We start from the raw sequence: 19,269 nt of genomic DNA on the forward strand, positions 1-19,269 counted from the left end.
CATGCTGGACGCGTATCTCATCGACGCGGTGCGCAGCCCGGTCTGCCGGCGGGGTGGTTCGCTGGCGTCCGTGCACCCCGCCGACCTGGCCGGGTACGTCATGACGGCGCTGCTCGAGCGCACCGGGGTGGACCCGGCGGCGGTGGACGACGTGGTGCTCGGCTGCGTGGACTCCGTCGGCCCGCAGGCCGGTGACATCGCGCGCACCGCATGGTTGGCCGCCGGGCTGCCGGAGGAGGTGCCCGGGGTGACCGTGGACCGACAGTGCGGGTCGAGCCAGCAGGCGCTGCACTTCGCCGCGCAGGCGGTGGCCAGCGGGACCGCGGACCTCGTGGTGGCCGGCGGCGTGCAGAACATGAGCGCGGTACCGATCGGCGCGGCGATGACCGTCGGCGAGCAGTTCGGCTTCCCCACCCCGTTCACCGGCTCGCTCGGCTGGGAGAAGCGCTACGGGGGTGAGGAGATCTCGCAGTTCCGGGCCGCGGAGCTGATCGCGCACCGGTGGGACATCTCCCGCGTCGACATGGAGGAGTACGCGCTGCGCAGCCACCAGCGGGCACTCGCGGCGATCGATGGCGGCGCGTTCGGCGGCGAGATCGTGCCGGTCGAAACCCCGCACGGCACCGTGAGCCTCGACGAGGGTCCGCGCCGCGACACCAGCGCCGCCCGGATGGCCAGGCTGGCCGCGCTGACCGACGGCGGGCGGGTCACCGCCGCGACCGCCAGCCAGATCTCCGACGGGGCCAGCGCGGTGCTGGTGGCGTCCTCGCGGGCGGTACGCGAGCACGGACTCAACCCCCGGGCCCGGGTGCACCACCTGTCCGCGCGGGGTTCCGATCCGGTCCTGATGCTGACCGCGCCGATCCCGGCCACCCGGTACGCGCTGGACCGGGCCGGCCTGGGCATCGACGACATCGACCTGTTCGAGATCAACGAGGCGTTCGCCAGCGTGGTGCTGGCCTGGCTGGCCGAGACCGGCGCCGACCCGGAGCGGGTCAATGTCCACGGCGGTGCGATCGCGCTCGGCCACCCACTCGGCGCGACCGGCACCAAACTGTGTGCCACCCTGCTCAACGCCCTGGAACAGCGCGGCGGGCGCTACGGCCTACAGGTCATGTGCGAGGGCGGCGGGCAGGCGAACGTGACCATCCTGGAGCGCCTCTGACTCCGTTCCCCGCCGGTGGGAGGCGAGTGGTCCGGTGCGACCACACGACACTCACAGGGTCCATCAGTAGGTTGGCTCGATGCCCCGCGCGCGGATCATCGGCGGTACCGGTCTGGTCGGGCGCCGGGCCGGTCGGTTGACCCTCGATCCTGGCCGCCGCTCGGGTCAGGCGAACTTGCTCAGGAAAGCGAGCATGATGTCGTTGACCTCCGCGGCAGCTTCCAGCTGCACAAAATGGCCGGCCCCCGGGACGATGTGTATCCCGTCCAGCCCGGGGACCGTGTCCCGCATCGCCTGAAACGGGTCCGGCCCGCTCAGTTGCTGTACCGGATCCCGCTCGCCGGTGATGAACGTGGTGGGCACGGTGATCGGCAGATCGGGTAGTCCCTGCCGCTCGGACCAGACGTGGTCGGCGGCGCGGTACCAGTTCAGGCCGCCGGTGAATCCGGTCCGGGCGAACTCCCGCGCGTAGTGGTCGAGATCCCGCTGGGACATCCACGGCCACGGCAAGGGTGGTGGTTCGGGGAGCACGTCGAGGTAGCCACGACCCTCGCTCGGATGCCGGAAGATGTCCCGGTACCGGTACCCGCCGCTGAGCGCCCAGAAGATCTTGGTGAGGAACAGCGCGGGATTGGCGCCGAGCTCCTCGTCGGCTGGCCCTTTCTCCTGGAAGTAGTGCAGGTGAAAGAAATGCCGGGTTGCGATTTCAGCGAATGTCGTACTGGGCCGGCGCCCCGAGGTCCCGGTCCGCGGGACGCTCAACTGGATGAGTGCCTTGACCCGACCCGGCGCCCACTGTGGCAGATCCCAGGTCAGTGCCGCGCCGAAGTCATGGCCGACGAAGACGGCCTCCTCGATGGCCGATGCGTCCAGCAGACCGACCAGGTCCGCAACGGTGTTCGCCCTGTTGTAGTCGGTGGGGTCCGCCGGCCGGTCGCTCCGGCCGTAACCGCGCATGTCCAGCGCGATGGCGCGGAATCCGTTCGCGGCGAGCACCGGGAGCTGGTTGCGCCAGCTGTACCAGAGCCCGGGAAAACCGTGACACAGGACCACGGCCGGGCCCGCGCCCTGCTCGGCTGTGTGCAACCGAATGCCGCCGACATCGATGGTCCGATGGCGGAGCGGACTCATGGGTGCTCGACGGCAACCGGCGGGGCGAGGCGGGCGAGAATCTCGACGGCCTGACCGACCACGCCGGTGATCAGCTCGGCGCAGCTGGGGAGGTCGTGCAGCAGCCCGACCACCTGGCCGGACGCGAGCACGCCGGCGTCGGTGCGGCCCTGCACCAGACCGGCGCGCAGCAGCATCGGGGTGTTCGCGGCCATCAGCACCTGCGCCCAGGTCAGGTCGCGCCCGTGCCGCATCGCCCGGCCCTCGCGGAGCATGGTCGGCCAGGACATCCCGGTGACCGCCCGGAACCGCGCCGCGTTGGCCACCGCCCGGCCCAGCCCGCGCAGCCGGCCGGCCCGCTCCAGTCCGTCCACCAGCTCGGTGCGCAGTACCCGGTGCGGCAGCCCGTCCACCCGCCTGGTGACCACGGTGCCGTCCAGCCCGAAACCCAGGTACTTCCGCTTCACCTCGTCGGGCACCGTGCTCTCCCTGGTGAGCAGGAACCGGGTCCCCATCGCCACCCCGGCGGCACCGTAGGCCAGCGCGGCGGCCAGCCCCCGCCCGTCGTAGAACCCGCCGGCGGCGATCACCGGGATGTCCACGGCGTCCACCACCGACGGCAGCAGCAGGGTGCTGGCCACCCCGCCGGTGTGCCCGCCGCCCTCGCCGCCCTGCACGATCACCGCGTCGGCGCCCCAGGCCGCGACCTTCTCGGCGTGCCGCGCGGCGCCCACGGACGGGATCACCACGATGCCGGCGTCCTTGAGCCGGGTGATCAGCTCGGGCTTCGGCGCCAGCGCGAACGAGGCCACCGCGACCCGTTCCTCGATCAGCAGCCGCACCCGCTCGGCGGCGTCGGTGGCGTCCGCACGCAGGTTCACCCCGAACGGCGCGGCGGTGCGCTGCTTGGTGTCCCGGATGGCGGCGGCCAGCTCCGGGTAGGTCATCGTCGCCGAGGCGAGAATGCCCAGCCCGCCGGCCTCGGCGACGGCGCCGACCAGCCGGGGACCGGCGACCCAGCCCATCCCGGTCTGCACCACAGGGTGCCGCACGCCGACCAGCTTCGTGAGTGCGGTCTCCAACCTGGGCCCGCTCATGACGAGGGAACCTCCTTCTCCCGCCGGCCGTCCGGGTCGAGCACCGTGCGCAGCAGTTCCAGCTCGGTCGGCGACGGGGTGCGACTTGCCGGGACACCGTCGGTGCGCACCGGGAACCCGGTCTGCGCGACCACCTCATCGACGTCCACCCCGGGGTGCACCGAGCGCAGCCGGATCGCGCCGTCCGGCGTGCCGAAGTCGAACACCGCCAGGTTGGTCACCACGCGGTACACGTCGTGGAACCGCAACCCCACGGCTCGCGCCCGGTCGTGGCCGACGCCGGACACCACGTCCACCGCCTCGACCAGCACCCGCCGGGAGTGCCGGGGCACCCAGTAGCTGGTGCGGTGGTTGGCGGTGTTGCCGGGTGCGCCGCGCATGCCGAGCAGCTGGCGCGCCGGGCGCTCGTGCGCTCCGATGCAGGAGATGTTCTGGTTGCCGTAGCGGTCCACCTGGTTGGCGCCCATCACCACGTGCCGGCGCCCGTACGCGACCACGTCGAACACCTGGCGGAACGGCAGCCAGCCCTCCGGCGCACCGTCCGGGCCGAGCAGCGTCGCCTCGCCGTCCGACAGCAGCAGCTCGGGCGCGCTGGTCAGCCGGGCCAACCGGGCACCGAGCGAGGGGATCAACCCCATCGGCGAGGCGAGGATCTCACCGTCGTCGGCGAACAGGTCGGCGCACGCGGCCACACACACCTCGGCCCTGCTCACCGCGCTCATACCGCCCACTCCTCGACCGCGGCCCGGTAGGCGTTCTCGCCGCCGGTGAGGAACCGCTCGGCGAAGCCGGACCACGCGGCCGGGTCGCGGGAGGCCTCGGCGTAGTGCCGCTGGAACGCCTCGTCGCGGCCGTAGTCGGGCACGCAGCTGGTCGGGTGTGCCCCGCCCGGCGCCTCGACCACGCCGTCGACCATCATCCGGTTCAGCAGCATGGTCTGCGGCGGCGCGCCGGTCAGCTCGGCGGTCGGCACGATCCGTTCGCAGGACACGTACCTGCGGCGCGCGGCCAGGCAGAACAGGTCGTCGAAGTACGGGTCCGGCCCGAGGTACTGCGCGTTGCCGTGCCGGTCGGCCCGGTTGAGGTGCACCAGCGCGGCGTCCAGCGGCAACGCCGGCATCGCGATCAGCTCCTCGCCGTCGTCGTAAGGTGACCGGACGGTCCGCAGCGACGGGTCCAGGGTGAGTACGTCCGAGCCCAGCCCGGCCCGGATCGGCAGGAACGGCAACCGGTGCGCGGCGGCCCGCAGCCCGCACTGCAGCATGCCCTCGTCGAGCTCACGGACCGCGATCGCCGCGTCCTGGCGCGCCCGGGAGAAGTGCGGGTCGTAGGGGATGGTGTCCAGCGTGACGAAGCCGAACACCGCCCGGCGAACCTTGCCCGCCGCGCAGAGCAGGCCCAGGTCGGGACCGCCGTAGGAGACCACGGTCAGATCCCGCAGCGGCGAGGCCAGGATCGCCCGGACCAGCGCCATCGGCTTGCGGCGTGAGCCCCAGCCGCCGATCCCGACGGTCATCCCGTCGGCCAGCTCGGCGACCACCTCGGCGGCCGACATCCGTTTGTCCCGCATCACCGCTCCCCGGGGGCGGTGGTCGGGGTCGCGGCCGCGCCGTTGGCGAACCGGCTCCGCGCCTCGTCCCCGGCGCCGGTCAGGGTGAGCTCGTAGGTGAAGCCCTGCTCGAAGCGGTAGCTGCGGCGCACCGGCTGCGGGTCGATCCCGTTAAGCGCCTCCTTCGCCGCCCGGATCACCCGGGTGTCCTTGGCGGCGATCTCGGCGGCCACCGCCAGCGCGGCCGCGTCCAGCTCGGCGCGGGGCACCACGTCCAGCACCGAACCGTGCCGGTACAGCTCGGCGGCGGTGACGGTGCGCGCGGTGAAGTACAGCGCCCTGAGCAGGTGCTGCGGCACCAACCGGGCCAGGTGGGTGGCCGCGCCCAGCGCACCGCGGTCCACCTCGGGCAGCCCGAAGGTGGCGTCCTCAGCGGCCAGCACCACGTCGGCGTTGCCCACCAGACCGATCCCGCCGCCCAGGCAGAACCCGTGCACTGCGGCCACCACCGGCACCGCGCAGTCGTACACCGCGCCGAACGCCGCCGCGCAGCCCCGGTTCACCCCGACCAGCGCCTGGTGGCCCGGGTCGCGTTGCAGCTCCTTGATGTCCACCCCGGCGCAGAACCCGCGTCCCTCGGCACGCAGCACCACCACGTGCGTCGCCGGGTCGTCGCCGGCTTCGCGGAGCACGGTGGCCAGGTCGAACCAGGCCGCCACCGGCAGCGCGTTGACCGGCGGATGGTCGATGGTGACCAGTGCGACGGGGCCGTCGCGGCGCGTACTGATACCCATGTCAGCTCCCGTATACCGGCTCGGGCGCGGTGGCCTCGGCGAGCAGCTTCGGCACCACGTCGCCGAGCTCGCCCGGCGTCCACCGGCGCCCCTGATCGACCGACGGACCACGCCGCCAGCCGTCGGCGACCACGATCCGGCCACCGTCCACCTCGAACACCCGCCCGGTCACCTCGCGGGACTCGGTGCTGCCCAGCCACACCACCAGCGGTGACACGTTCTCCGGTGCCATCGCGTCGAACGCGCCCCGCTCGGGGGCCGTCATCGCGTCGGCGAAGGCCCGCTCGGTCATCCGGGTCCGGGCCGCCGGGGCGATCGCGTTCACCGTCACGCCGTAGCGGGCCAGCTCGGCGGCCGCGACCATGGTCAACCCGAGGATGCCGGCCTTCGCCGTCGAGTAGCTGCCCTGGCCGACGCTGCCCAACAGGCCGGCACCGGAACTGGTGTTGACCACCCGGGCGTCCACCGGTTCGCCGGCCTTGCCCCGGGCCCGCCAGTGCGCGGCGGCGTGGTGCAGGGTCGCGGCGTGGCCCTTCAGGTGCACCCGCAGCACCGCGTCCCACTCGCCCTCGTCCAGGCTGACCACCATCCGGTCGCGCAGGATGCCGGCGTTGTTCACCAACACGTCGAGGCGGCCGAACTCGCCGACCGCGTGCGCCACCAACCGCGCCGCGCCGGCCCAGTCGGCCACGTCCTCGCCGTCCGCGACGGCCTCGCAACCCGCCGCGCGGATCTCGGCCACCACCTCGGCGGCCGGCCCGGCCGAACCACCGGAGCCGTCCAGTGCGGCGCCGACGTCGTTGACCACCACCCGGGCCCCCTCGGCGGCGAAGGCCAGTGCATGCGCCCTACCCAGTCCCCGGCCGGCGCCGGTCACGATGACCACCCGCCCCGCGCACAGCCCGCTCACGCCGGCGCTCCTTCCGGGACCTGGGCGGTGGCCGCCGCCAGGAACGCCGGCCGCTCACCGCCGCCGTGCACCGCGAGGGTGGCCCCGGTGACATAGGAGGCAAGCGGCGAAGCCAGGAACACCGCGCAGGCACCGACCTCGGCGGGCTCGGCGAGCCGGCCCAGCGGCACCGTGGCGCCCACCGCGGCGATGCCGGCCTCGTCGCCGTAGTGCAGGTGGGCCTGCTCGGTGCGGACCAGACCCACCGCCAGCGCGTTGACCCGCACCTTCGGCGCCCATTCCACGGCCAGGGTGGCGGTGAGGTTCTCCAGGCCGGCCTTCGCTGCACCGTAGGCGGCGGTACCGGGGGAGGGGCGGCGGCCGCTGACACTGCTGACCATGACGATCGCGCCGCCGCCGGCCCGCCGCTGCATGACCGCGTTGGCGGCCTGCGACACCAGCAGCGGCGCGAGCAGGTTCAACTGCAGCACGCCGGCGGAGAAGCGCGGCGAGGCGTCGGCGGCGGGCACCGGTGGCGACCCGCCGGCGTTGTTCACCAGTACGTCGAGCCGGCCGTGCCGGGCCACGATCTCGTCGATGAGCGCGCTGACCTGGTCCGGCTCGCGCACGTCACAGCGGATGAACTCGTCGGCGGGAGCCGGGGGAGTGGTGCGCCCGCAGGTCACCACGGTCGCCCCGGCCCGCCGGAACGACGCCGCGATGCCGGCCCCGACGCCCCGGCCGCCCCCGGTGACCAGCACGACCGCGCCGTCCAACCCGAGCGCCAACCCGGTGCCAGGCTCCGGCATCAGAGGCGCTCCAGGATGGTGCCGGTGGACAGCGCACCGCCAGCGCACATGGTGACCAGCGCGGTGGTCGCGTCCCGGCGCTCCAGCTCGTGCAGCGCGGTGGTGATCAGCCGGGTACCGGTGCTGCCGACCGGGTGCCCGAGCGCGATGGCGCCGCCGTTGACGTTGACGCGCTCCGGGTCGGGCTCGTGCACCGCCGCCCAGGACAGCACCACCGAGGCGAAGGCCTCGTTGACCTCGAACAGGTCCAGGTCGCCGATCTTCATGCCGGTGCGTTCCAGCACCCGTTCGGTGGCCCGGACCGGCCCGTCCAGGTGGTAGTACGGCTCGGCGCCCACCAGGCACTGGGCCAGGATCCGCGCCCGGGGGCGCAGCCCCAGCTCCTTGGCCCGGTCCTCGTCCATCAACACCACGGCAGCCGCGCCGTCGGAGATCTGCGACGAGGTACCCGCGGTGTGCAGGCCGTCGGGCAGCACCGGTTTGAGCCCGGCCAGCGCCGGCAGGCTGGTGTCCCGCAACCCCTCGTCCCGGGTCACCGTCCCGCCGGCGGCCGGCACCGGCACCACCTCACGGTCGAACCGGCCCTCCGCCCAGGCCGCCGCCGCCCGGTTCTGCGACCGCAGCCCGAACTGGTCGACCTGGGCGCGGGTGAGCCCTCGGCGGGTGGCGATCCGCTCGGCGGCCAGGTACTGGTTGGGCAGGTCGATGTCCCAGGAGTCCGGGCGGGGCATCCCCGCGCCGTCGCCGATGTTGGCCCGCAGCGGCACCCGGCTCATCGCCTCGACCCCGCACGCGACGCCGACGTCGATGGCCCCGGTGGCGATCAGCCCGGCGACCAGGTGGGTGGCCTGCTGCGCGGAACCGCACTGGCAGTCCACCGTGGTCGCACCGGTCGCCTCCGGCAGGCCGGCGTGCAGCCAGGCGGTCCGGGTGATGTTGTTGGACTGCTCGCCGGCCTGGGTGACGCAGCCACCGATGACCTGCTCCACGAGCGCCGGGTCGACGCCGCCTCGATCGAGCACGCCGCGCAGGGCGACGCCCAGGATCTCCGCGGCATGCAGCCCGGACAGCACCCCGCGGCGGCGCCCGATCGGCGTCCGTGCCGCCGCCACGATCACCGGACTGCCCATCGGTCTCCTCCCCGAGACTGGTCGAGGCGGACTGACAGACTCACCCGCGACCGGATCAGCACAAAGGTAGAACACGTTCTTGTTAGCGACAACCCGGTGCCGGTCGAGGGGTTCACGCGGTCGGGCCGGTGTGCTTGACTGGAACTAGAACGTGTTTCACGTACCACCGTGGCAGGAGGTAGCCGTGGTCGTTGCACGGATCCCCGAAGGCTTCGACTTCACCGACCCTGACCTGTACGCCGAGCGGGTGCCGCTGGCCGAGTTCGCCGAGCTGCGCCGCTCCGCGCCGGTCTGGTGGAACGCCCAGCGGCGGGGCAGTGCGGGCTTCGACGACGAGGGCTTCTGGGTGGTGAGCAGACACTCCGACGTCAAGGAGGTGTCGCGCAACAGCGACGTCTACTCGACCTGGGAGAACTCCGCGATCATCCGGCTCGGCGAGGGCACCACCCGCGAGCAGATCGACATGCAGCGGTTCATCATGATCAACAATGACCCGCCGCAGCACACCGCGTTGCGTCGCATCGTGTCCCGGGGCTTCACCCCGCGCGCGGTGGACGGCCTGCGCGACGCACTGGCCGAACGCGCGCAGCAGATCATGCACACCGCGCTGTCCGAGGGCACCGGGGACTTCGTCACCGACGTGGCCTGTGAGCTGCCGCTGCAGGCCATCGCCGAGCTGCTCGGGGTGCCCCAGGACGACCGCCGCAAGATCTTCGAGTGGTCCAACCAGATGATCGCCTACGACGACCCCGAGTACGAGGTCGAGCCGGAGACCGCGGCGGTCGAGCTGCTGGGCTACTCGATGGCGATGGCCGAGGAGCGCAAGCGCTGCCCGATGGACGACATCGTCACGAAGCTCGTGCAGGCCGACGTCGACGGGCGCGGGCTGAACGCCGACGAGTTCGGCTTCTTCGTGCTGCTGCTCGCGGTGGCCGGCAACGAGACCACCCGCAACGCGATCACCCACGGCATGATGGCGCTGCTGGACAACCCCGAGCAGTGGGAGCGGTACAAGGCGGACCGACCGGCCACGGCGGCCGACGAGATCGTCCGGTGGGCGACCCCGGTGGTGGCATTCCAGCGCACCGCGAAGGTGGACGCCGAGCTCGGTGGCCAGCAGATCAAGGCCGGGCAGCGGGTCGGCATCTTCTACAGCTCGGCCAACTTCGACGAGACGGTGTTCGATGCGCCGGAGCGCTTCGACATCGGCCGCGACCCGAACCCGCACCTCGGCTTCGGCGGCAGCGGCGCACACTTCTGCCTGGGCGCGAGTCTGGCCCGGCTGGAGATCGACCTCATCTTCAACGCGATCGCCGAGCACATGCCGGACATCAGCCGCGCCGGCCCGGAGCGCCGGCTGCGCTCCGGCTGGCTCAACGGCATCAAGGAGTTCCCGGTGAACTACGGACGGGGGCGCTGATGCGGACGCGGGCGGCGGCGCTGCTGGAACAGCCGGGCAAGTGGCAGGTCGTGGACGTCGAGTTGGACGACCCGGCGGCGAACGAGGTGCTGGTGCGGTTCGTCGCCGCCGGGCTGTGCCACTCCGACGACCACGCGTCGACCGGGGACATGCCGATCGGCAAGCTGCCGCTGATCGGGGGTCACGAGGGTGCCGGGGTGGTCGAGGCGGTCGGTCCCGGGGTCCGCTCGCTGGCGGTCGGCGATCGCGTGGTGGCGCAGTTCGTACCGTCCTGCGGGCGCTGCGGGCCGTGCTCCTCGGGTCGGGGCAACCTCTGTGACCTGGGCATGTACGCGCTGGCCGGGTCCATGACGGACGGCACCTTCCGGGCCCACGTGGACGGCGTCGACGCCGGCCAGATGACCATGGTGGGTACGTTCGCCGAGCACGCCGTGGTGCCCGAGTACTCGCTGACCAGGATCGACGACGACATCCCGTTCCAGGTCGCCGCGCTGCTGTCCTGCGGGGTGCCGACCGGGTGGGGCTCCGCCGAGTACGGCGCCGAGGTCTCCGCCGGCGACACGGTGATCGTGATGGGTACCGGCGGGGTCGGCATGAACGCGGTGCAGGCCGCTTCGGCGCGCGGCGCGGCGCACGTGATCGCGGTCGACCCGGTGGCGTTCAAGCGGGAGTCCGCCGCCCAGTTCGGCGCCACCGAGAGCTTCGCCGACATCAACGAGGCGGCCGACTTCGCCCGCTCGGTGACCGGCGGGCAGGGCGCGCACTCGGCGATCGTGACCGTCGGCGTCACCACCGGCGAGCACGTGGCGCAGGCGGTCAACGCGATCGGCAAGTTCGGCACCGTCGTGGTGACCGGCATCGGCGACATCAAGGACGAGGGTCTGCCGATCAACCTGTGGCTGTTGTCGATGATGCAGAAGCGGATCCAGGGCGTGATCTTCGGGATGGGCACGCCGCCCTACGAGATCACCCGGCTGGCCGGGATGTACCGGGCCGGGCGGCTCAAGCTGGACGAGCTGATCACCACGACGTACCGGCTCGACGAGGTCAACCAGGCCTACGCCGACATGCACGCCGGCCGCAACATCCGCGGCGTCATCCTCCACGACCACTGACCCCGTGCTCCCGGTACTCGACACCTACCCGGGGCAGTTCCCGGAGTACCTCACCCCGGGTTGAACGCGTTGAGGCCCGAGCGCGGCGTTCCGGCGAACCTCAGCGAGGGAGTGAGCTGGTGTGCTCGCGGTCGACCGCCTGCAACTCGCCGGGATCGAGCCCGAGCGCAGTGAGGACGGTCGGCGCTATCTGCGTTGTCTCGACCGGGGCGGGATTGGACCGCCCGCGTTCAACTCCGGGCCCGCTGATCAGGATCGGTACGTTCCGGGACTGGGCATCAGTGCCGCCGTGTTCAGCAATCTTGCTCTTTCCTCCGGTATAGACGGTGCCGTTCTGTGCGATCCCGACGATGTCGGGAACTCGAGCGTCTCCTGGCGTGGCGTGAAAGTATGTTGCCGCCGCCTGGCCTGCCTCGATCTCGCTGAGTCCGGCGGAGGAGAATTGGCGGGCCTTGTCACTGATGTCGTTGCCGGAACCGGACTGTGCGAGCAGGAAGGTGCGCGCGAAATCGGCCGCTGCCTGGGAATGGTCGGCAAGCCACAACAACATTCCGTCGTCGTCGGTGGAATGCACGACCAACTTTCCTGCACCTGGGTGGGCTGCCGCCCAAGCGGCGTTGAGGCCGTCAAGGATCGGGGTATCGTCGATGCGAGTGAGCGCGGCCGGGTTCATGGGGGATTGACCATGTTTGGACGACAGGATGATCGTCGTGCTGCCGGTGAGCTGCTGGGCGTCGATTTCGCGGGTGAATGTGGCGAGCTGCCCATCGACGAAGTCGAGAGCATTTGACAGAAGTGGTCCCGGCGTTACTCCGTCAGGCCCGTATCCGCCGGCCTGGCCGTCGGATGTCGGCAGTTTCTCCGCTGTGGAAACCGATTGAAAATTGATCCCGAAGATGGCGGGCACACCAACCTTCGTGGCACGGGAGTGATCGTATCCGTCGAGCTCATTGACCACGGCCTGAACCTTCCGGCCGTCGTACTCCTGCGTCTTGAGGTTGTCGGTCGTCCAGTCGCCGCCCGCTGGTAGCGCCGGGGCCTCACTATTGATCTCCGGCGTGAACAGATCTTGTACACCGGTGCCCGATGGCCCGTTCAGGATGTCATAGGCGGCGTGCTTGTCGGACCAGGCGGTGCGCAGATTGTGTGCCCTGGCGACCTCGAAAATTGTGTTCACCTGCATGTACTGGTGCGGAAGCATTGGCCTGCAGGTCTTAGGGTCGACCGGTAACTTGGCTGGGTCGATAAGGCCTTGCGGCTGACCGGTCATCTGCAGAACATCGTCCGGGAGCTTGCTCAGGCCCTGGCCGGCGTCCAGGGCCTTGGGATTCCGGTCGATCGTCTCGTCGAACTCGACGTCGGCCCCGGTCGGTGCATTGGCCGGGCAGGAGGTGGTCCCGGCCGGGAGCAGCGCGCGGGAATAGCTGTTGTCGTAGTAGACGCCTGTGGTGGCCGGGTGGCCGCCGGTCACCTGGGCAACTGTGCCGGGAAACGAGTCCGAGGGAAACGAAGTACTCGCCTGCGGGTATTCGGTCCCCGACTGGGTCAGGGCGGCGAGCGCCGACCGCGGACGGTGGGCTACATACCACGCAAGATCCGACTGGTGCAATCCGTCTACTGAGATCAGTAACACATGACGACCGGTGGGGGCGGTGCTGGTAGGGGGAACGCCCGCATTTCCAGAGCCGCCGGACGAGGCACATGCGGAACTGAGAAAAAGCAGTGACGCGACGCCGGCCGCCAGGGCTGCCCGCACCGACAAAATTGATGGTCTGTGCATTCAGAATACCCCAGTCGGCTCGAGCGTCTGTCGCCCAATCGTGACCCGGTGATCAGTGAGTTTGCTTTACGTCCGCATGAACAGTTCAGGTACGCAAAGCAAAGGATCCATTGTCGCCGCTGAACCCGCTACCCGATCAGCTGTGGTCCGTCGAGTACCAGCGCCGGGGCCGCATGTGCAGCGTCACGATCTGGCTGCCCTCGATCGCCTTGAGGTAGCCGTCCAGCGCGTCGCCGTCGAAGTAGCGCCGCGCCATCGCCTCCCGGTCCGGCTGGGTGGTGTCGGACTCGATGGACACAACCGGCCCGGACACGCTCACGTACTTGTACGGCGGCGTCTCCTCCTGCACCAGCAGGCTGAACTCCCGGGCGCTGTCCAGCAGCCGGAACTTCAGCGACTCCGGCCCGGTCTGCACCCGGACCTCGCCGCCCGGCTCGTACTGGTACCAGACCGGCACCGTCAGCGGCGGCCCGTCCGACCGCGCGACGCTGAGCGCTCCGACATGCACCGCCGCCAGGAACTCCTCGCGCTGCGCCACATCCATTGCCGCCATGCCGGTGTCCTCCCCGTTGTCGACCTTCGTCACCGAAGCCAACGGCAGGAGGGGCAGCCCTGTTCCCCGCAACCGGATCCGCGCAGGTCAGCACTCGTGAGTGGCGAGTGGTCCCAGAGGACCACTCGCCGCTCACCGGGCACTAGGCGGGGCGCAGGGTCTTCATGGCGCGGTCGAACTCCCAGAACGCGCGCAGCGAGCGGATCAACCCGTCCGGCCCGACCCGGTAGACGAACACGCCCTCGGCGTCCAGGCACTGCTCGCCAGGCAGGTACGTGGTGATCGTGCCGACGTTGGCCACCTCGTCGCCGGCGGCGAAGGAGTCGCGGACGGCGAACTCGATGCGCTCAGCGTTGCCGATTGTGGCGTCCCAGAACGCGGCCAGCGCGGTGTGCCCGTGGTGGCCCGTGCCGTCCGGGTCGAAGATCGACGGGCCGACCGGGTCCTGTACCACCGCGTCCGGCGCGAACAGCGCGAGCCAGTCCTGCTTGGCCCCGCGCGACACCGCGTCCATCGAGCGGCGGGAGGCGGTGCGCGCCGGGTGCTCGTCCTCCGGGCCGGACCAGTCCACCTTCATCGAACCCCCATCCCGTCCAGGATCACGTCGGCGAACCGCTCGAGGCTGTCCTGCTTGGAGCGCAGGTCGCTGTCGAAGCCGAGCCCGTCGAACGCCCACGGGACGACCGTCGCGTCGGTGACACCGATCTCGGCCTGCCGCTGGTAGCCGTCCAGCCCGAAGCGGTCCACACAGACCGACTGGATCTCGAACGGCGCGTCCGCCCGGCCGCACTCGGCGCGCATCGCGTCCAGCTTGCCGATGGTGTCGCGCAGGTCGTCGAACCGGATCATCGCCGAGGACCAGCCGTCGTAGCGGGCCGCGCGGCGCAGGCCGGCGTCGCTGTGGCCGCCGACGATGATCGGCACCTGCTCGGTCGGCGTCGGGCTCATCTGCAGCTCGTCGAAGTCGTAGAACTCACCGTGGTGGGCGACCATGCCGCCGCCGAGCACCAGCCGCAGCACGTCCAGGAACTCGTCGGCGCGCCGACCCCGGTGCTCGAACGGCACGCCGCACCATTCGAACTCCTCGGGTGACCAGCCCAGGCCCACGCCGAGGGTGAACCGGTTGCCGGTGAGCGCCGCGATCGAGTTGACCTGGCGGGCCAGCGGCAGCGGCTGCCGGGAGCCGAGCTTCAGTACCTGCGTGCAGAACCGGATCCGCTCGGTGACCGCGCCCATCGCGCCGGCGGCGATGAGCGGATCCACCCACGGGGTGTTCGCGGTCCACATCCGGGAACCGTCCGGGGTGTAGGGGTACCGGGCGGACACCTGCTCGGAGTAGAAGATCGAGTCGGGCAGCGCGATGCCGTGGTAGCCGCAGCGCTCGGCGGTGCGGGCCAGTTCGACGAGCTGATTCAGCGGGCACATCGCGACCGCAACGGTGAACTTCATCGTCCTACCCCCGGTTCGTCCGTACTGGTGCGCCGAGCCGTCGGCTTGGCTGAACCCACCACCCACATGGAGAAGAACTGCGACCCGCCGCCGTAGGCGTGACCGAGCGCGGTGCGCGCCCCGTCGACCTGGTGGTCGCCCGCGCGGCCCATGACCTGCATCGCCGACTCGGCGAACCGCAGCAGCCCGGAGGCGCCGATCGGGTTGGACGAGAGCACTCCGCCGGACGGGTTCACCGGCAGCTGGCCGCCCATCTCGGTGCCGCCCGCCTCGGTCAGCTTCCAACCCTCGCCGACCGGTACGAAGCCCAGGTTCTCCAGCCACATCGGTTCGAACCAGGAGAACGGCACGTAGATCTCCGCCACGTCGATCTCGTTCAGCGGGTCGGTGATGCCCGCCTTGGCCCACAGTGCGGCGGCGGCGTCCCGGCCGGCTTGCGGGTTCGCGTGGTTGCGCCCGACCGCGACGGTGGGTTCGGTGCGCATCGCGGTGGCGTGGATCCAGGCCGGCTGGGCACCGGCCGCGAGCGCGGCGTCACCGGCGGCCTCGTCGCCGATCAGCATCGCGCAGGCGCCGTCCGAGGACGGGCAGGTCTCGTCGTAGCGGATCGGGTCCCACAGCATGGTCGACGACATGACCGACTCCAGCGTGATGTCCGGCTGGTGCAGGTGGGCGTACGGGTTGCGCGCGCCGTTGCGCCGGTCCTTCACCGCGACCATCGCGCCCACGTGCTCCGGTGCGCCGGAGCGGCGGATGTAGGACCGCACGTGGGGCGCGAAGTAGCCGCCCGCGCCGGCGTTCACCGGCATGCTGAACGGCACCGCGATGGACAGCGCCCACATCGCGTTGGACTCGGACTGCTTCTCGAACGCGACCGCCAGCACCCGCCGGTGCACCCCGGCCTGCACCAGACTCGCCGCCACCACAGCGGTGGAGCCGCCCACCGAACCGGCCGTGTGCACCCGCAGCAGCGGTTTGCCGGTGGCGCCGATCGCGTCGGCCAGCGCCAGCTCGGGCATCATCACGCCCTCGAACAGGTCCGGCGCCTTGCCCAGCACCACCGCGTCGACCTCGTCCCAGCCGACCCGCGCGTCGGCCAGCGCGCGGTCGATGGCCTCCCGGCACAGCCCGCCCATCGAGACGTCGGTGCGCTTCGAGGTGTGCTTGGTCTGCCCGGTGCCGAGCACCGCGGCCAGCTCAGCCATGGCTAACGCCCCTCCATCACGCAGATCAGGTTCTGCTGCAGCAGCGGGCCGTTGCTGGCGTGCCCGAGCACCCGCTGCGCTCCGCCGTCCAGGACCCGGGACGCCGCCTCGCCGATCCGGACCAACCCGCCGGCGAACATCGGGTTGCCGCACAGCGGGCCGCCGGACGGGTTGATCACCACGTCGTCGGCCAGTCCGAGCTCGCGGCGCAGCAGCAGCTCCTGCGAGGTGAACGGGGTCGCCAGTTCGGCGACCTGGACGCCGTCGATGCCCGCCGCGGCGGCGGCCGCCCCGGCGGACGGGGCCCGGGTGAGGTCGCGGGCGCCGAGTGCGGGGGAGTCCACCCGGTGCTCCAGCCCGGTGATCCAGGCCGGCCGTGCACAGAGCTCGCGGGCCCGGTGGCCGGCGGCGAGCACGATCGCGGCGGCGCCGTCGGTGATCGGTGCGCAGTCGTGCGCGCGCAGCGGGTCGGCCAGGTACGGGGTGTCCAGCAGGGCGGTCGGGTCCACCGGGTCACGCAGCTGGGCGCTCGGGTTGGCGGCGGCGTCGGCGCGGCTGCGGGCGGCGACCTCCGCCATCTCCTTCTCGCTCCACAGCCCGGCGTCGATGCCGAGGCGCGCCTGCAACGCGGCGATGCTCACCGAGTCCGGCCAGAGCGGCGCCACCAGGTACGGGTCCAGCTGCAGCGCGAGCACCCGGCGCAGGTCACCCGCGCTGGACTTGCCGAAGCCGTACACCAGCGCGGTGTCCACCTCGCCGGTGCGGATCTTCACCCACGCCTCGTAGAGCGCCCAGGCCGCGTCCGACTCCACGTGCGACTCGGCGATCGGCGGCAGCGCCCCGATGGCGTCCACCGCGGAGACGAAGGAGAACGCCCGCCCGGCCAGGTAGTCCGACGACCCGGAGCACCAGAACCCCACCTCGCGGCGGGACAGCCCGGTCGCGGCCAGCACCCGCTGGAACACCGGGACCAACATCTCGACGCCGTTGGTGGTGCCGGTGGTCTCCCGTACCTGCGGGGACTGGGCGAACCCGACCACGGCGACCTCGGGAAAGGTACTCATCACAGGTACTCCGCGTACGACTCGAACTCCGCGTCCGGCTCACCGCTGGGGCGGAAGTGGTCGATGTTGCCCAGCGTGCTGCCCCACTCCTCCCGGGGCCGCCACTGCGCCGTCACCCGCATGCCCATCCGCACCTCGTCGGCGGCGCAGCCCAACACCAGGTGCATGAGCGGGATGTCCGCCCCGTCCAGCAGCACGTAGGCGGACACGTACGGCGGTGTGATGCGCTGGCCGAGGAACGGCACGTTGACGATGCAGAACGTGGTGACCGTGCCGGTGTCCGGCAGTTCGACCTCTTCCTCGGTGGGCACGCCGTCGGTGGGGCAGGCGCCGCGCGGCGGGATGTAGACCTTGCCGCACTCCGGGCAGCGCTGGCCGAGCAGCCGGCCCCGTTTCAGTCCGCGCAGGTAGCGGCTCTCCTCCAGGGACGCGGAGTGCCGGTAGTGCAGGTGCACCGGCGTAGTGATCATCGTGACTGGGTTCTCGCTGGTCGGAGGTCGTGAGTGGCGATCGTCGCCATCGCGGCCATCGCCACTCACGGGGTTGTCCAGTGGTTCGAAGCAGGCGATGTCGGTGATGTGCCCGACGGTCTGCTCGGCCCAGCGGATCCGGACCCGCATTCCGGTGCGCATCCGGGCCGGGTCGCCGGCGTCGACGGCGTGCAGCAGTGCGGTGTCCGCGCCGTCCAGGCGGACCAGCGCCCAGCCGAACGGGCGGTCCAGCGGCTGGCCCTCCATCGGCGTGGGCATCCAGGACCAGGTCAGCACGGTGCCCACACTGGCGACCTCGACCGGTTCGGACAGCGGCGCCCCGGTGACCGGGTCGTACTCCGCCGGTGGCACGTGCACCCGGCCGTCGGACCCGCGCACGCCTTCCACCCGGCGGTCCCGCAGTGCGGTGACGAACCGGGACAGGACCGGGCCGAGTGAGCGCGTGTAGTCGAACCCCAACTCCAGCGGTGCCGACATCGGCGCTTCGGTGGCGACCATCGGCCAAGTAGAACAGGTTCTCGATTCGCCTGGCAAGATGGGCCGGCGCCCGGTGTTCGCCGGGGACCGCCGGAAGGAGACCGCGATGCGGCTGGGACTGCAGCTCGGGTACTGGGGTGCCGGCCCGCCGACGGGGGCGGCCGAGCTGGTGCTGGCCGCCGAGCGGGCCGGCTTCGACGCGGTGTTCGCCGCCGAGTCCTGGGGGTCGGACGCGTTCACCCCGCTGGCCTGGTGGGGATCGCGCACCGAGCGGGTGCTGCTCGGCACGTCGGTCGCCCAGCTGTCCGCGCGCACCCCGACCTCGTGCGCCATGCACGCGCTGACCCTGGACCACCTGTCCGGCGGGCGGGCCGTGCTCGGGCTCGGCGTCTCCGGCCCGCAGGTCGTGGAGGGCTGGTACGGCGGGCCGTTCGGCCGACCGCTGGCCCGCACCCGGGAGTACGTGTCGATCGTGCGCCAGGTGTTGGCCAGGGAGGCGCCGGTGCGCAACGACGGGCCGCACTACCCGCTGCCCTACACCGGCCCCGGCGCGGTCGGGCTGGGCAAACCGCTGCGCCCGATCACCCACCCACTCCGCGCTGACCTGCCCATCTGGCTCGGCGCCGAGGGCCCGAGGAACGTGGCGATGACCGGCGAGATCGCCGACGGGTGGCTGGCCATCTACTACTCGCCCCGGCTCGGGCCGATGTACCAGCAGTGGCTTGCCGACGGTATGGCCCGCCCCGGTGCCCGCCGCCGGCGCGCGGAGTTCACCGTCGCGGCGAGCTGCTCGGTGGTGGTCACCGACGACCCCGCCGCCGTGGTCGCCGGGCTCAAGCAGACCATGGCGCTGTACCTGGGCGGCATGGGCGCGCCGGGGCAGAACTTCCACGCCGACGTGTTCTCCCGGATGGGCTACGCCGAGGCGGTGGCCGAGATCGGCGCCCACTTCCAGGCCGGGCGCCGCGCCGAGGCGGCCGCCGCCGTGCCGGACGAGCTGATCGCCGACACCGCGATCATCGGGACGGCCGACCAGGTGCGCGCCGGGGTGGCCCGCTGGGAGGCGTCCGGGGTGGACATGCTGATCGTCGGCTGCCCGGACGCCGAGCGGCTGACGGCCGTCGCCGACGCTGTGGGCCCCGCGTCGCACCACCTTGTCAGCGAGTGAAACT

19 protein-coding genes are annotated in these 19,269 nt (G+C 71.7%); 4 read left to right on the forward strand and 15 right to left on the reverse strand.

Annotated features, from left to right (window positions below; translation table 11 throughout):
* Position 1 precedes the first annotated feature (1 nt).
* Positions 2–1,165 (forward strand): acetyl-CoA C-acetyltransferase, encoded by a 1,164-nt coding sequence (locus ACTXG6_RS26650; protein WP_445182118.1) that lies wholly within the window; start codon positions 2–4, stop codon positions 1,163–1,165.
* 165 nt (positions 1,166–1,330) lie between these two features.
* On the opposite strand, the gene ACTXG6_RS26655 is transcribed toward ACTXG6_RS26650, so the two are convergent.
* Genes ACTXG6_RS26655 through ACTXG6_RS26690 form a run of 8 tightly spaced genes read right to left on the reverse strand, consistent with a single transcriptional unit; the run spans position 1,331 to position 8,543 of the window.
* Complete coding sequence (locus ACTXG6_RS26655; protein ID WP_445182119.1) at positions 1,331–2,296, reverse strand: alpha/beta fold hydrolase; 966 nt, start codon at positions 2,294–2,296, stop codon at positions 1,331–1,333.
* The gene (locus ACTXG6_RS26660) at positions 2,293–3,357 is read right to left on the reverse strand and encodes an NAD(P)H-dependent flavin oxidoreductase (RefSeq protein WP_445190115.1); all 1,065 of its coding nucleotides are present in this window, start codon (positions 3,355–3,357) and stop codon (positions 2,293–2,295) included. Before ACTXG6_RS26660 ends, ACTXG6_RS26655 begins: the two co-directional genes overlap by 4 nt.
* Before the next feature lie 11 nt (positions 3,358–3,368).
* Positions 3,369–4,094, reverse strand: coding sequence for a CoA-transferase subunit beta (locus ACTXG6_RS26665; RefSeq protein ID WP_445182120.1), 726 nt, complete (start codon positions 4,092–4,094; stop codon positions 3,369–3,371).
* Positions 4,091–4,942: a CoA transferase subunit A gene (locus ACTXG6_RS26670; protein WP_445182121.1), complete on the reverse strand. Its 852-nt coding sequence runs from the start codon at positions 4,940–4,942 to the stop codon at positions 4,091–4,093. The genes ACTXG6_RS26665 and ACTXG6_RS26670 overlap by 4 nt, the downstream gene beginning before the upstream one ends.
* Entirely contained in the window at positions 4,942–5,715 is a 774-nt protein-coding gene (locus ACTXG6_RS26675) for an enoyl-CoA hydratase family protein (RefSeq protein WP_445182122.1), read from the reverse strand. Before ACTXG6_RS26675 ends, ACTXG6_RS26670 begins: the two co-directional genes overlap by 1 nt.
* Before the next feature lies 1 nt (position 5,716).
* Complete coding sequence (locus tag ACTXG6_RS26680; protein ID WP_445182123.1) at positions 5,717–6,625, reverse strand: SDR family oxidoreductase; 909 nt, start codon at positions 6,623–6,625, stop codon at positions 5,717–5,719.
* Entirely contained in the window at positions 6,622–7,413 is a 792-nt protein-coding gene (locus ACTXG6_RS26685) for an SDR family oxidoreductase (RefSeq protein WP_445182124.1), read from the reverse strand. Before ACTXG6_RS26685 ends, ACTXG6_RS26680 begins: the two co-directional genes overlap by 4 nt.
* Positions 7,413–8,543: a steroid 3-ketoacyl-CoA thiolase gene (locus ACTXG6_RS26690; protein WP_445182125.1), complete on the reverse strand. Its 1,131-nt coding sequence runs from the start codon at positions 8,541–8,543 to the stop codon at positions 7,413–7,415. Before ACTXG6_RS26690 ends, ACTXG6_RS26685 begins: the two co-directional genes overlap by 1 nt.
* Before the next feature lie 184 nt (positions 8,544–8,727).
* On the opposite strand from ACTXG6_RS26690, the gene ACTXG6_RS26695 reads away from it, so the two are divergent.
* Positions 8,728–9,963 carry a cytochrome P450 gene (locus ACTXG6_RS26695; protein ID WP_445182126.1) on the forward strand — a complete coding sequence of 412 codons (1,236 nt, stop codon included), beginning with the start codon at positions 8,728–8,730 and terminating at the stop codon, positions 9,961–9,963.
* Positions 9,963–11,078 (forward strand): NDMA-dependent alcohol dehydrogenase, encoded by a 1,116-nt coding sequence (locus ACTXG6_RS26700; RefSeq protein ID WP_445182127.1) that lies wholly within the window; start codon positions 9,963–9,965, stop codon positions 11,076–11,078. The genes ACTXG6_RS26695 and ACTXG6_RS26700 overlap by 1 nt, the downstream gene beginning before the upstream one ends.
* Before the next feature lie 100 nt (positions 11,079–11,178).
* On the opposite strand, the gene ACTXG6_RS26705 is transcribed toward ACTXG6_RS26700, so the two are convergent.
* From ACTXG6_RS26705 to ACTXG6_RS26735, 7 genes are all read right to left on the reverse strand, one after another.
* Positions 11,179–12,858, reverse strand: a complete 1,680-nt coding sequence (locus ACTXG6_RS26705; protein ID WP_445182128.1) for an alkaline phosphatase family protein — start codon at positions 12,856–12,858, stop codon at positions 11,179–11,181.
* Between the two features lie 136 nt (positions 12,859–12,994).
* A complete protein-coding gene (locus ACTXG6_RS26710; RefSeq protein ID WP_445182129.1) occupies positions 12,995–13,444 on the reverse strand; it encodes a pyridoxamine 5'-phosphate oxidase family protein in 450 nt (149 codons plus the stop codon).
* 109 nt (positions 13,445–13,553) lie between these two features.
* Complete coding sequence (locus tag ACTXG6_RS26715) at positions 13,554–13,988, reverse strand: nuclear transport factor 2 family protein (protein ID WP_445182130.1); 435 nt, start codon at positions 13,986–13,988, stop codon at positions 13,554–13,556.
* Entirely contained in the window at positions 13,985–14,860 is an 876-nt protein-coding gene (locus tag ACTXG6_RS26720) for a TIGR03619 family F420-dependent LLM class oxidoreductase (RefSeq protein WP_445182131.1), read from the reverse strand. The genes ACTXG6_RS26715 and ACTXG6_RS26720 overlap by 4 nt, the downstream gene beginning before the upstream one ends.
* Entirely contained in the window at positions 14,857–16,065 is a 1,209-nt protein-coding gene (locus ACTXG6_RS26725; protein WP_445182132.1) for a thiolase domain-containing protein, read from the reverse strand. The genes ACTXG6_RS26720 and ACTXG6_RS26725 overlap by 4 nt, the downstream gene beginning before the upstream one ends.
* Before the next feature lie 2 nt (positions 16,066–16,067).
* Positions 16,068–17,129: a thiolase domain-containing protein gene (locus tag ACTXG6_RS26730; RefSeq protein ID WP_445182133.1), complete on the reverse strand. Its 1,062-nt coding sequence runs from the start codon at positions 17,127–17,129 to the stop codon at positions 16,068–16,070.
* Positions 17,129–18,118 carry a Zn-ribbon domain-containing OB-fold protein gene (locus ACTXG6_RS26735; RefSeq protein ID WP_445182134.1) on the reverse strand — a complete coding sequence of 330 codons (990 nt, stop codon included), beginning with the start codon at positions 18,116–18,118 and terminating at the stop codon, positions 17,129–17,131. The genes ACTXG6_RS26730 and ACTXG6_RS26735 overlap by 1 nt, the downstream gene beginning before the upstream one ends.
* Positions 18,119–18,203: 85 nt before the next feature.
* Between ACTXG6_RS26735 and ACTXG6_RS26740 the strand changes: the two genes are divergently transcribed.
* A complete protein-coding gene (locus tag ACTXG6_RS26740) occupies positions 18,204–19,265 on the forward strand; it encodes an LLM class F420-dependent oxidoreductase (protein ID WP_445182135.1) in 1,062 nt (353 codons plus the stop codon).
* Positions 19,266–19,269: the final 4 nt, after the last annotated feature.

The sequence above is a fragment of the Pseudonocardia sp. Cha107L01 genome (assembly GCF_052566575.1).

Coding starts and splice junctions, on each gene's coding strand:
- ACTXG6_RS26650 (WP_445182118.1), top strand. CDS start 2: ATGCTGGACGCGTATCTCATCGACGCGGTGCGCAGCCCGGTCTGCCGG.
- ACTXG6_RS26655 (WP_445182119.1), bottom strand. CDS start 2,296: ATGAGTCCGCTCCGCCATCGGACCATCGATGTCGGCGGCATTCGGTTG.
- ACTXG6_RS26665 (WP_445182120.1), bottom strand. CDS start 4,094: ATGAGCGCGGTGAGCAGGGCCGAGGTGTGTGTGGCCGCGTGCGCCGAC.
- ACTXG6_RS26670 (WP_445182121.1), bottom strand. CDS start 4,942: ATGCGGGACAAACGGATGTCGGCCGCCGAGGTGGTCGCCGAGCTGGCC.
- ACTXG6_RS26675 (WP_445182122.1), bottom strand. CDS start 5,715: ATGGGTATCAGTACGCGCCGCGACGGCCCCGTCGCACTGGTCACCATC.
- ACTXG6_RS26685 (WP_445182124.1), bottom strand. CDS start 7,413: ATGCCGGAGCCTGGCACCGGGTTGGCGCTCGGGTTGGACGGCGCGGTC.
- ACTXG6_RS26690 (WP_445182125.1), bottom strand. CDS start 8,543: ATGGGCAGTCCGGTGATCGTGGCGGCGGCACGGACGCCGATCGGGCGC.
- ACTXG6_RS26700 (WP_445182127.1), top strand. CDS start 9,963: ATGCGGACGCGGGCGGCGGCGCTGCTGGAACAGCCGGGCAAGTGGCAG.
- ACTXG6_RS26705 (WP_445182128.1), bottom strand. CDS start 12,858: ATGCACAGACCATCAATTTTGTCGGTGCGGGCAGCCCTGGCGGCCGGC.
- ACTXG6_RS26715 (WP_445182130.1), bottom strand. CDS start 13,988: ATGAAGGTGGACTGGTCCGGCCCGGAGGACGAGCACCCGGCGCGCACC.
- ACTXG6_RS26720 (WP_445182131.1), bottom strand. CDS start 14,860: ATGAAGTTCACCGTTGCGGTCGCGATGTGCCCGCTGAATCAGCTCGTC.
- ACTXG6_RS26725 (WP_445182132.1), bottom strand. CDS start 16,065: ATGGCTGAGCTGGCCGCGGTGCTCGGCACCGGGCAGACCAAGCACACC.
- ACTXG6_RS26730 (WP_445182133.1), bottom strand. CDS start 17,129: ATGAGTACCTTTCCCGAGGTCGCCGTGGTCGGGTTCGCCCAGTCCCCG.
- ACTXG6_RS26735 (WP_445182134.1), bottom strand. CDS start 18,118: ATGGTCGCCACCGAAGCGCCGATGTCGGCACCGCTGGAGTTGGGGTTC.
- ACTXG6_RS26740 (WP_445182135.1), top strand. CDS start 18,204: ATGCGGCTGGGACTGCAGCTCGGGTACTGGGGTGCCGGCCCGCCGACG.